Raw genomic sequence first — 11,965 nt, 5'->3', positions numbered from 1 at the left:
ATTAAATTATCGACTCAAAATGTATCTATGATACTGTACCCGTTGCCACTCTCAAAAATTATCATAAAGCAGGCATAGTAAACGGTAAACAGCGTTACAAATGCAAAGACTGTCATTACTACTATACCGTAGAAAGAAAGTCTACTCAGAAACCTGATGACATTAAACGTCTTGCCATTCACATGTACTTAGAAGGATTAGAGTTTCGGGCTATTGGTCGCATACTGGGTATCAGCTATGGGACGGTTTACCACTGGGTTAAAAAACTTGGTGAACAAACTGCTTTACCAGCAAGTGACAGACCAACTGTTGTCATGGAACTTGATGAAATACACAGTTATGTTCAGTCAAAAAAAACTACGTTTGGACATGGGCTGCTGTTGATAGATATAAACGACGGTTCATCGATTTTATTTGCGGGAAACGAGACACAACGACGTTTAAACAACTCTATAGTAAGTTAAACCCAAGTCATATAGGTTTATTTTGTAGCGATTAATGGAAGAGCTATGCTCAGGTCATTCCCAGCAATCAACACATACAAAGCAAGGCTCAGACATTCACTGTCGAAGGCTATAACAGTAGAATACGTCATTATTTAGCAAGATTTAAACGCAAAACTAAGGGCTATTCAAAATAGCATTAAGATGATGGAGTATTCTTTGAAACTGTTGTTTTTATATCTCAATGGTGAGATTGATATATCTACTTAACAATACCTATTTTTTATTATTGAGCCATTTATATGCCTAAAGTTTCATCTATTACCCGTGTGTTAGAAATTATAGAGGCGGTATCCTATGCTTCTAAACCGCTGTCGCCACTTGAGTTATCTCAAGAACTGGACATTCCAAAACCAACCATTCATCGATTGATTCAAAATTTGGTGGACGAAGGCTTTGTCACCATTGATATCGGTGGTGGCATCATACCTGGTAAGCGCGTGCGCAATCTAAGCGTTGAGCTCTGGCAGCAGCGTCAATTCTTTAGCGAACGGCAAATGGTTTTGCAAAAGCTGGTCGAAGAAATTGAAGAGACCTGCGGCATTGCCATTCCTCACTACATGGATATGTTATATACCAACCGCGCTCAAACCTTGCTGCCGTTACAAATATATCTACCTGTTGGCGCCAAATCACCGATGTGGTGTACAGCGACTGGCAAACTGTACCTAAGCCAGCTCTCTCCCACAAGCCGTAATAAAGTGCTGCATAGCCTACCACTCGATAAGTTCACCAAGAATACCATTACCGATATAGACGCCCTTAACAAAGAGCTTGACCAAATCGCTGAGACAGGTGTCGGTGTCGACAATGAAGAGTTCATCTCTGAAATGGTGGCGGTGGCAGTACCTATATTGGACAAAAAGTCCCGCTACTTAGCTTCTTTATACCTACACGCACCAACCATACGGGTGTCATTGGATGAGCTCATGACACATGTGCCACGTTTACAAAAAGCGGCAGAAGACATCCAAACTTTGGTATATCAGCTACAAAACTAGGACGTGTCTTCAATTCAATCGATAGTCATCTAAATAGGTCAAAATGGCTACAAAATATATTACATAAAAAAGGTCTGCACTAAACAATAGCGCAGACCTTTTTTCAATGTTTATTAGTCTAACGTTTCTCAGTCTATTATAGAATCATCAACGGAAGAACGCTCAGCTATCATGTCGCTTTATAGTACCGAACTATCATGACGACCCATGATACTAGAGAAATCTCTATCGCCATGCTCTACTACATGCGACTCATACAGTTCTGTCGCTTTGGCACCCATTGGGGTCTCAACACCTGTATCCTGAGCTGTTTGTAACGCAAGATTGAGATCCTTTTGCATCAGTTTGCTCATGAACCCACCTTTATAGCCATTACTCGATGGAACGTTCTCTAGTACGTTGGGATACGGGTTATAGACTTCTAGAGTCCAGTTACGACCAGAACTTTGCAGCATAATGTCAGACAGTACTTTAGGGTCTAAGCCATTTTTTACGCCCAGATTAATAGCTTCCGCTGTCCCTGCCATCAAAATCCCTAAAAGCATGTTATTGCAAATTTTCGCAACCTGTCCAGCACCATTAGCACCCGCATGGAAAACATTTTTTCCCATCACGGCGAGTATTGGTTCGGCTTTCGAAAAGGCCTCTGCAGCCCCGCCAACAATAAAGGTCAAACTACCTGCGATCGCACCACCCGTCCCACCAGACACGGGTGCATCTAAGAAGTTAATACCAAGCTTGGTTGCTGTTTTTGCCACCAGTTCTGCATCTGCGGCCGCGATGGTACTACTATCAATGACTAATGTGCCTTTTGGTAGATCTGCAAGTAAGCCGTGTGTGCCATCACTCCCTAGATAAACCGCATGGACATGCTGGCCGGCTGGCAACATACTGATCACGACTTGAGCGTTATTTGCAGCGTCGTTAGGGCTATCTGAAACCCGAGCACCTGCCTTATGTAATCGCTGTGTTGCCTCTTCGGACAAATCATAAACAGATAATGCATAACCTGCTTTTAGCAGATTTTCTGCCATCGGTGCCCCCATATTGCCAAGCCCAATAAAAGCAATATTTGGCTTTGTAGTCTCATTATCCATCGTACTCATATCCTTTTTACTCATCTCATCGCTCCTTGATGATTTACTTATTCATACAGTTTTATAGGGTTTATTTTATCTATTGTTATTCAATTAGCAGACACTGAGCCTTAGCGCACAGCACTGCTAGCTAATGCATCACCGTCCAACCAGTCACCCAATGGATGCTCGTCTTTGGCATAAGGGTTCGTAAAGTGCTGGTTTATATATGTTTGCCCGTCATCACTTAGGCAATCTGCTAACGAGCGTGACCATGTTGGATTACGATCTTTATCGATCAGCAGCGCTCGTACCCCTTCTTTAAAGTCAGGATTGGCTGCACAGTGCACCGCTACATTGGTTTCTAAATACAGAACCTGCTCTATCGATAAGTCAGTGACTTTATGATATAGCGCATGAGTCAAAGCGACAGTCGTTGGGCAACCATGCCGATAAGTTGCCACTGCTCGCTGCGTCCAGCTATCGTTGGCAAACGCTGCATCTAGTGCAGTTAGCGCCTCATCACTCTGTAGCAGCGCATCAATGTCACCTAGACCACCACTGTTCATCAACTGCTGTATAAGCTGCCAATAGATGGCGAGTTTGCTAGCGGGCAACTCGTCGCCCGCTGGTTGTACTGTCATCGCACGGTTTACGATACTGTGAGCGCTCTCATGGTGGTATGTATCTTTGCTACTATCTGCCGTTTGCCAATCACTTTGTTTTAAGCGCTGGATAATGGCGTCATAATCACTGCTGGCGGCAGCATATTCTGCAAGATTGGCAAATAGTGCATCGCTACCATTACACATAGCACCCGTTAGCCCTAAGAACAATCCTGTTTTAGCCGGCATACGCTGTAAGAACCAACTTCCAGAAGCATCTGGAAATAGTCCAATAGTGACCTCTGGCATCGCAAAGCGGGTGCGCTCAGTGACTATGCGATGGCTGCAAGCGGCCATCAAACCCATGCCACCACCCATAATGATGCCATCACCCCATAATATTAAAGGTTTTTTGTAGAAGTGCATCTGTCGGTAAAGACGGTACTCATGGCTGAAAAACTCTGTCGCATAAGGGTTCGGTAGCGGCGCACTGGTAGACATACTGTCATATAGTTTGCGAATATCACCGCCAGCACAAAAAGCTTTATCCCCTGCGCCCTTTAATACCAATGCGACTATTTGCTCATCACCCTGCCATTGCTCTAGCTGCTTTGATAACAACTGACACATGTCAACGCTCAACGCATTGAGAGACTTAGGAGTATTTAACGTCATGATGCCTATTGAGTGACCACAATCGGTCGGCTCGGTATCAAATAATACTGATGCATCTTGTGGGCTTTCACCTGTCGGATGTTGATTATTACTGTCATCTGTCTTGGCTGCTGTCATAATGAAGTGACCTATATCAAAAGTATCAAAAGTATCAAAAGTTTTATATCAAGATATCTACAAAAATGGTGCATTGAAGTGGTTTATAAAGCATACCCTGCCATAACTCAAAAACTCATTAAAGGCAGTGAGCACGAGGCTGCTTAAACACTGTTTATTTATTTTGCCAATTGGGCTTGCGCTTTTCTAAGAATGCTTGCACACCTTCACGCTGATCCTTGGTGTCAAACAATTTAACGAAGGCTTCCCGTTCATGGATAAGGTTTTGTGCAGGTGGTGTATCTCTCGCTGCTTGAATCAGTGCCTTGGAATAACTGACAGCTACGGGAGATTGTTTAGCGACTTTTTTCGCCAACGTGTTTGCTACTTCTAACCCCGCCCCTTTTTCGGCAACTTCTTCGACCAGTCCTATGCGCAAGGCCGTATCTGCATCGACACGTTCACCACATAAAATCATCCGCTTCGCCCAGCCTTCACCGACGAGCCAAGGTAAGTTCTGCGTACCACCTGCACAGGGCAACAAGCCAACACCTGTCTCTGGCAATGCCATCTGTGCATGAGACTCTGCGATACGGATATCACAGGCCAATGCAAACTCAAGCCCACCACCCATCGCATAACCGTTGATAACTGCGATACTGACACCTCGGTATGCAGATAAAGCTTCAAACGCCTCACCAAATGCGATAGCCATACTAATCGCACGACCTTTATCACCGTCCGAAAAGTTGTTTAAATCTGCCCCTGCAGAAAAGAATTTTTCGCCATCGCCATGAACAATCAAGGCATAAACATCATCATTGGCATTCAAGTCAGTCACCAACTGTTTGAGCACCGAGAGGCTTTCCATCGTCCAAGTATGTGCAGGTGGGTTGTTCAATGTCAGCGTGGCGGTATGACCGTCAATTGACAGCTTGATATTGGTATAATCCGTCATAAATAATCCTTTATTTTATCTGAATTTGTTAGGGTGTATTCGGTAGCAGTAACGAGTGAAGCAGCGCGATTAACGCGATATTAGCGCAGCTTACTCAATGCGTCATCTTGCAACAGCTGACGTGAGACAATCACCCGCATGATCTCATTGGTCCCTTCTAGGATTTGATGTACCCGTAAATCACGTACATGGCGCTCGAGTGGATATTCGTTTAAATATCCGTAACCACCATGTAGCTGCAAGGCTTCATTAGCAACTGCAAAGCAAAGATCAGTAGAGAGACGCTTTGCCATCGCACAGTAAGTAGAAGCCTGTCCGTCATTATTGTCAACTTTGTCAGCTGCTAGATACAGCATTTGCCTAGAAGCAATGGCTTGCGTCAGCATATCCGCAAGCTTAAACTGTACCGACTGTAAACTAGCAATCGGACTCCCAAACTGGCTACGCTCTTGAACATAGTTGGTCGCGGCTTCTAAAGCTGACTGCGCGGTACCAACCGCACAAATCCCAATATTAATACGACCGCCGTCTAAGCCTTTCATAGCAATACTAAAACCTTGACCTTCTTCGCCGATTAAGTTGTCCGCCGGCACTTTGACATCTTTAAAACTAATGGTTCTCGTTGGCTGGGCTTTCCACCCCATCTTATGTTCGTTTTTACCGTATTCGATACCGGCGCTATCTGCATCTACGACAAATGCTGACACACCTTTTGGTCCTGCACCACCTGTCCGTGCCATAACCAACAAGACATCAGTCGAACCTGCCCCTGAGATAAAGGTTTTTTCTCCATTTAAGACATAATGCTCGCCTTGGTTGTCGGCTTGCTTGTCCGCTTTAGTACGCAATGAAGCCGCATCAGATCCCGCGTTGGGCTCTGTCAGACAATAACTGCCTAACCACTCACCATGTTGGGGACATACTTCTTACATAGCGCCTCGCTGCCATATTCACCGATCATCCAGCTCGCCATGTTATGAATACTAATATAGGCGGCAATCGATGTGTCACCCCATGCCAACTCCTCAAATACCATAGCAGAGTCTAAGCGTGGTAATCCCAATCCATCATATTCAGGATTGGTATAGAGTCCTAAAAAGCCAAGCTCACCTGACTTTTTTATCACATCTACTGGAAAATGCGATGTACGGTCCCATTCAGCCGCGTTTGGTTTTAGTTCTTTTTGGGCAAATTGTCTGGCAGTTTCCCGAAAGGCAATTTGATCTTCGGTCAATGAAAAATCCATAAGGTCATCCTTGTGCGTGCATTGCAGCTATCGTTGTTCAGTTTTAGTAAATCGTTTATCTAACGTTGTCTATCTAATACAGTCTATATAACGGTCTATATAACAAAGCATAACAGTGGCATAACGACAATCATAAGACCATACGTTAGCAAAAACCTCAGTTAGCACGACTAATGCTACACCCAGATGCTGTCTATAATCTATAATCAACGACATATAAACAGCATATAAATGGTATTAAAACGACTACATTGAAATAGTGGTATTGACGCTGCGGCTCGCTTCATCGTCAAACCAGCGGGCCGTAACTGTCTTAGTTTGCGTATAAAACTGTACCGCTTGCTTACCATAAGGACCTAGGTCACCTAGCTTACTGGCACGCGACCCTGAGAATGAGAACATCGGTAATGGCACAGGAATCGGCAAGTTAATACCGATTTGACCGACTTGCACATCTTGTTGGAACTTATGTGCTGCAGCGCCTGACTGAGTGAATATCGCCGTGCCATTACCATGTGGATTGGCGTTAAGTAGTTCGATGGCCTCATCCAGACTGGCGGCACGCATAATGCAGAGTACTGGACCAAATATTTCTTGCTGATAAATTTGCATATCACTTGTGACATTATCAAAGATGGTCGGCCCTACAAAGTTGCCCTTTTCAAATCCTTCAACTGTGATATCGCGACCATCAAGTAACAGACTAGCACCTTCTTCGACACCTGTACCAATCAAATGCTCAACACGGGCTTTTGCCGCTGGAGAAATCAATGGACCTAAGTCTTTATCGTTTTTTCCAGCAGACACGACCAAGCTCTCGGCTTTGGCTTTGATCTCATCAACCCACTCGCCAGCAGCACCCACGAGCACCACAACTGACAATGCCATACAGCGTTGACCAGCTGCACCAAAGGCCGCACCCGCCAGTTGATTGAGCGTTTGCTCCTTATTGGCATCTGGCAGGATAACCCCATGGTTTTTAGCGCCCATCATACACTGGGCACGTTTTCCAGATTTGCTAGCACGCTCATACACATGCTTGCCAACAGCAGTAGAACCTACAAACGACACTGCTTTGATATCCGGATGATCGCAAATAGCGTTTACCGTGTCCTTGCCACCATGTACCACATTGAGTACGCCTTCAGGCACGCCAGCTTCAACAGCCAACTCTACCAAACGCATGGTTACCATCGGATCTTGTTCAGAGGGTTTTAAGACAAAGGTATTGCCCGTTGCAATCGCCATCGGGAACATCCATAGCGGAATCATGGCTGGAAAATTAAACGGTGTGATACCTGCACAAACGCCTAGTGGCTGCCAGATACTATAAGTATCCACACCTGACGCTACGTTTTCAACAAAATCACCAATTTGTAAGTTGGCAATCCCTGCTGCATGTTCAACGACTTCTAAACCACGAAACACGTCACCGCGAGCATCAGCGATCGTCTTGCCTTGCTCTGCTGTCAAAACTTCTGCCAACTCATCCATATGCTCACGTATCAATGATTGATACTTTAAAAATATACGCGCACGAGTGGTGATTGGTGTTTTACGCCAGGTTTCAAAGGCGGTCTGAGCGGCAGCGACTGCTTGATTGATTTCATCATCAGTGGTTTGCGGGACTTTGGCGATGACCTCTTGAGTAGCAGGATCGGTGATATCAATCCATTCGTTGGTGGTAGAGTCCACAAATTTGCCATTAATAAGCTGTTGAACGTGATTCATAAGATATCCTTATCTTGTGTGCGTGACTGCCGTGCAACGGTGTCTTATTTTGCATGAAATAGATATAAGACAATTGGTTTTTATCAATCAAACACTTTTTAAAATGATTTATTTCGTATCGTTATTGACTATAACAATAAAACAATTTTATGGTCAAGCGCTTTATCAAACTTTTATTATCAGTTTGTATAAATACTCAAATTACCTCTGTAAAAAAACAAAAAAGCCCATGATTACTCATGAGCTTTCCTATACCAACAAAGTCGCTGCCGGATTAATAATCCTTCATAGACTGCTGAATAGCATCAATCGCCGTAGGATTGTCCAGTGTCGACATATCACCAGTCGGCTTATCTTCAGCCAGTGCCCGAATAGCACGACGTAAAATTTTGCCAGAACGGGTCTTCGGTAGTGATTGAGGGAAGTAAATCGCTGCAGGTCGAGCGATACCACCGAGAGATTTAACCACTGCACCGATGATTTGCTGTTCGATTCGGAAACGGTTTTCGGTTGTTTCGACTTGCTGATGATCTTTTAAGACACAAAACGCAATCGGCAACTCCCCTTTTAATTCATCTTCAATACCTACAACCGCACACTCTGCCATCTCTGGATGGGTACTCATCGCCTCTTCAATCTCTTGCGTACCGATACGATGACCAGCGACATTGATTACATCATCGGTCCGTCCCAAGATATAAAAATACCCTTCTTCATCGGCTACCGCATAATCTGATGTAGAGTATTGCTTGCCATCAAACATACCAAAGTAGCTGCTGATAAATCGCTCATCATTTTGCCACACGGTAGAGAGACAACCAGGCGGCAATGGCGCTCTAATTGCTAGCAGCCCCTTTTCGCCAGCAGCACAGGATTCACCTGTGTCTTCATTAATAACATGGGCGTCATAGCCATACATCGGATATCCAGGAGATCCTTGTTTGTGCGGCTTATGATCGAATTTAGGCGTATTGCTAAGAATAGGCCAGCCAGATTCGGTTTGCCAATAATGATCTAAAATTGGCACGCCAAGGTGCTTAGTTAGCCAGTTAGCAGTCGACTCGTCGAGTGGTTCACCTGCCAAGAAGAAAGACTTGACGCTTGAAACATCGTAGCGCGTCATCCATGTTTCGTCTTGCTTTTTGAGCATACGTACACCAGTCGGTGCGGTGAATAGAATATTGACCTTGTTTGCTTCGACAATCCGCCACCAAATACCTGGATTCGGTCGATGTGGCAATCCTTCGTACATCACACTGGTCATACCAGCCAGCAGTGGCGCATAAATGGTATAGGAATGACCAACGGCCCAACCAATATCCGAAATCGCCCAAAAAGTTTCACCCGGCTTGCCATCGTATATATAGTCCATCGAAGTGGTCAGCGATACTGCATGACCACCTGTATCACGTTGCACGCCTTTTGGTGTGCCGGTAGTACCCGACGTGTAAAGCAAATAAGACGGCGCGTTGGACTCTAACCAAACTGGTTCAACCACAGCATTGGCTGCACAACTGATACGTCGCTGAGTTGCATAATCGACATCAATATCTTTTGGCCTATAAGGTAAGACACCACGATTGACAACCAACACGTGCTCTGGCTTCACGGCTGCCTGCTCGACACCTTGATTGACGAGATTTTTATAATTAATCACTTTGCCACCACGCAGACCCGCATCCACAGTAATGACCATTTTTGCTTCTGCGTCTTCCATGCGAATGGCTAAGTTGTGCGCGGCAAAGCCACCGAATACCACCGAATGTACTGCGCCAATACGAGCACAAGCCAGCATGGCATAGGCAGCTTCTAAGATCATCGGCATATAAATAACGACGCGGTCACCCTTACCGATACCGTGACGCTTCAATACATCGGCAAAGTAATTTACTTCTTTGTACAAATCGTTATAGGTCAAACGGCGCTTAGCATAGTCGGCATATAGTTCGACGTTGTTCCCTAGGTCTGCAAACGCATCGACGACGTCTGGAAAGGTTTCGATCAGATCTTGGTTAATCTCAGATGATAGCCAAATAAAAGCATCCTGCTCTGCACGTTCTGCCAGATGACGATCGACACAGTTATAACAAAGATTGGTTTCACCACCGACATACCATTTAGCAAAAGGCAGGTTGCTATCATCCAGTATTTGCTCTGGCTCTTTATGCCAATAGATGCGCTTTGATTGCTCAGCCCAAAACTGCTCTCGATTATGAATCGAATCATGATAAATATCAGAAAACTTGGGTGTATTGTTTGCTTGATTAGATGGCGGGGCTTTGATTGAGTCACTCATAATAGCTGTCCTTAGCGTAAACAAGATGTGAGGCAATATGGTTGTAGTCACTGTAAAAAACGATCAGATAAACGATATCTTAATAGCGTGCTGGCCATCCTTGCCAAAACTAAAAAACCGATACAATACGTATCGATTTAAAATGTAACAGAGCTAACCATAAAGGTCAACTGTTAAGCGTATAATCCACTTGCGCTGTTAAAGGCTACAAACGAACGATAACGCTTAATTTTTGTTAACTAAACCTCAGTCTGATTGGCGTGCAACTCACGCATCAGTTTTTTATCATGTTTGCCTACCGATGTTTTAGGCAATTCATCGACAAACTTAAACTGACTGGGCACACCATAACTAGGGATGATACCGCGTTCGACGGCTTGCTCAGCTATCGCACGTATGTCTTCAGCGGTGGTATCTTGATGATCAGGCTTGAGCACAATCAATGCCAATGGGCGCTCGCCCCATTGCTTGTCACGAATGCCAATCACCGATACATCAGCCACCGAGGGATGCAACGATAGAATCGTCTCAATCTCCAACGATGAAATCCATTCGCCACCAGATTTGATCACGTCTTTTAGACGGTCAGTGATACCAATATAACCATCAGGACGTATGTAGGCAATGTCTTGGGTATGCATGTAGCCATTTTCCCACAGCTCCTTACCAGCATCATCATCCTTTAGATAGCTTTGCGTCAGCCAAGGCGCACGCAACACCAGCTCTCCGGTATTATCCTGACCTTTACCGACAGGCTGGTTACCCTCACCCCATACCTGTGCATCAACCATCAGTACTGGCTTACCCGTCATACAGCGGCGAGCAATATCCTCTTCTTCAGACATTTCTGGCTCATCAATGCTAAACTGTGTCAAGCTAATCAGTGGTGCTGTCTCTGACATACCATAGCCAGTATATACTTCCACACCTTGTGCAATCGCCGATTTTGCTAAGCCTTCCGTCAGCCTCGAACCACCGATGATCATTTTTAAACCATTAAAGCTGGTATTGCGTGCTTGTGCTTCTTTGAGCACCATCTGCAAAATCGTCGGTACGCAATGAGTAATGCTCACTTTCTCATTGAGAATCAAATCCACTAAAGTATCTGGCGCATAACGGCCTGGATAGACTTGCTTTAGCCCCACCATAGTCGCAGTGAACGGGAACCCCCAAGCATGTACATGGAACATCGGTGTCATTGGCATATACACATCACCATAGCTGACGCCTTGTTTGTTTGGCAACATACCCAATGTCGCTGCTTCTGCGAGCGAGTGCAATACTAGCTGACGATGACTGAAAAACACTCCTTTTGGATTGCCAGTCGTGCCGGAGGTATAAAAAGTTGTCGCAATGGTGTTTTCATCAAAATCCGGAAAGTCAAAGTCACTATCCGCTGCTTCTAGCAGTGCCTCATACTCACCGGCTACACGGCTTTGGTTACTACCAAAGACGTTTTCAGCACTGACCCCATCGTCGTCTAGCCATATAATATGCTCAATACTAGAGTTTTCAAACTGATAGTCTTTAACTAAAGGCGCAAACTCAGAGTTGAGCATCAGCACTTTGGGCTTTGCGTGATTGATGGTATAAAGTATTTTTTCAGGTGACAGACGTATATTGACGGTTTGCAAAATATACTCTGACATCGGTATAGCAAAATAAGACTCGAGGTAACGATGGCTGTCCCAATCCATAACCGCGACAATATCACCCGCTTCGAGATATGAACTACCCACTACCTTAGAGGTAGGGGTTTCTTAGGTAATGCTCATACT

At 44.8% G+C, this 11,965-nt stretch carries 7 protein-coding genes and 2 pseudogenes; 2 read left to right on the top strand and 7 right to left on the bottom strand.

The genetic code is table 11. From position 1 onward, the window contains the following. Nucleotides 1-23 precede the first annotated feature (23 nt). Nucleotides 24-713: pseudogene (locus L0J61_RS04950) on the top strand (IS1 family transposase). A 32-nt stretch (nt 714-745) separates the two neighbouring features. Continuing rightward, nucleotides 746-1,504 (top strand): IclR family transcriptional regulator, encoded by a 759-nt coding sequence (locus tag L0J61_RS04945; RefSeq protein ID WP_301465232.1) that lies wholly within the window; start codon nt 746-748, stop codon nt 1,502-1,504. Nucleotides 1,505-1,683: 179 nt separating this feature from the next. Here L0J61_RS04945 and mmsB read toward each other — a convergent pair whose 3' ends face one another. The 7 genes and pseudogenes from mmsB to L0J61_RS04905 all read right to left on the bottom strand — a co-directional run bounded on the left by mmsB (nt 1,684) and on the right by L0J61_RS04905 (nt 11,926). Continuing rightward, nucleotides 1,684-2,625, bottom strand: coding sequence for a 3-hydroxyisobutyrate dehydrogenase (mmsB, locus tag L0J61_RS04940; RefSeq protein ID WP_301465231.1), 942 nt, complete (start codon nt 2,623-2,625; stop codon nt 1,684-1,686). 86 nt (nt 2,626-2,711) lie between these two features. Next, nucleotides 2,712-3,977: an enoyl-CoA hydratase/isomerase family protein gene (locus tag L0J61_RS04935; RefSeq protein WP_301465229.1), complete on the bottom strand. Its 1,266-nt coding sequence runs from the start codon at nt 3,975-3,977 to the stop codon at nt 2,712-2,714. Between the two features lie 154 nt (nt 3,978-4,131). Next, nucleotides 4,132-4,914 carry an enoyl-CoA hydratase gene (locus L0J61_RS04930; RefSeq protein WP_301465228.1) on the bottom strand — a complete coding sequence of 261 codons (783 nt, stop codon included), beginning with the start codon at nt 4,912-4,914 and terminating at the stop codon, nt 4,132-4,134. 80 nt (nt 4,915-4,994) lie between these two features. Next, nucleotides 4,995-6,160: pseudogene (locus tag L0J61_RS04925) on the bottom strand (acyl-CoA dehydrogenase family protein). Nucleotides 6,161-6,406: 246 nt separating this feature from the next. Beyond that, nucleotides 6,407-7,891, bottom strand: a complete 1,485-nt coding sequence (locus tag L0J61_RS04915) for a CoA-acylating methylmalonate-semialdehyde dehydrogenase (protein WP_301465225.1) — start codon at nt 7,889-7,891, stop codon at nt 6,407-6,409. A gap of 274 nt (nt 7,892-8,165) precedes the next feature. After that, complete coding sequence (locus L0J61_RS04910; protein WP_301465223.1) at nt 8,166-10,187, bottom strand: propionate--CoA ligase; 2,022 nt, start codon at nt 10,185-10,187, stop codon at nt 8,166-8,168. A gap of 239 nt (nt 10,188-10,426) precedes the next feature. Then, on the bottom strand, nt 10,427-11,926 hold the full coding sequence (locus tag L0J61_RS04905) for a long-chain-fatty-acid--CoA ligase (RefSeq protein ID WP_301465222.1): 1,500 nt from the start codon (nt 11,924-11,926) through the stop codon (nt 10,427-10,429). Between the last annotated feature and the right edge of the window lie 39 nt (nt 11,927-11,965).

Origin of the sequence: Psychrobacter sp. (assembly GCF_030457785.1) — a bacterium.
In the GTDB taxonomy this organism is placed as follows: domain Bacteria; phylum Pseudomonadota; class Gammaproteobacteria; order Pseudomonadales; family Moraxellaceae; genus Psychrobacter.
Note: the sequence above shows the minus strand (reverse complement) of the source record. Positions and strands in the feature narration are given on the sequence as shown.

Bases quoted from the DNA above. Each gene is read 5' to 3' on its own strand.
- L0J61_RS04945 (WP_301465232.1), top strand. From the start codon at position 746: ATGCCTAAAGTTTCATCTATTACCCGTGTGTTAGAAATTATAGAGGCG.
- mmsB (WP_301465231.1), bottom strand. From the start codon at position 2,625: ATGAGTAAAAAGGATATGAGTACGATGGATAATGAGACTACAAAGCCA.
- L0J61_RS04935 (WP_301465229.1), bottom strand. From the start codon at position 3,977: ATGACAGCAGCCAAGACAGATGACAGTAATAATCAACATCCGACAGGT.
- L0J61_RS04930 (WP_301465228.1), bottom strand. From the start codon at position 4,914: ATGACGGATTATACCAATATCAAGCTGTCAATTGACGGTCATACCGCC.
- L0J61_RS04915 (WP_301465225.1), bottom strand. From the start codon at position 7,891: ATGAATCACGTTCAACAGCTTATTAATGGCAAATTTGTGGACTCTACC.
- L0J61_RS04910 (WP_301465223.1), bottom strand. From the start codon at position 10,187: ATGAGTGACTCAATCAAAGCCCCGCCATCTAATCAAGCAAACAATACA.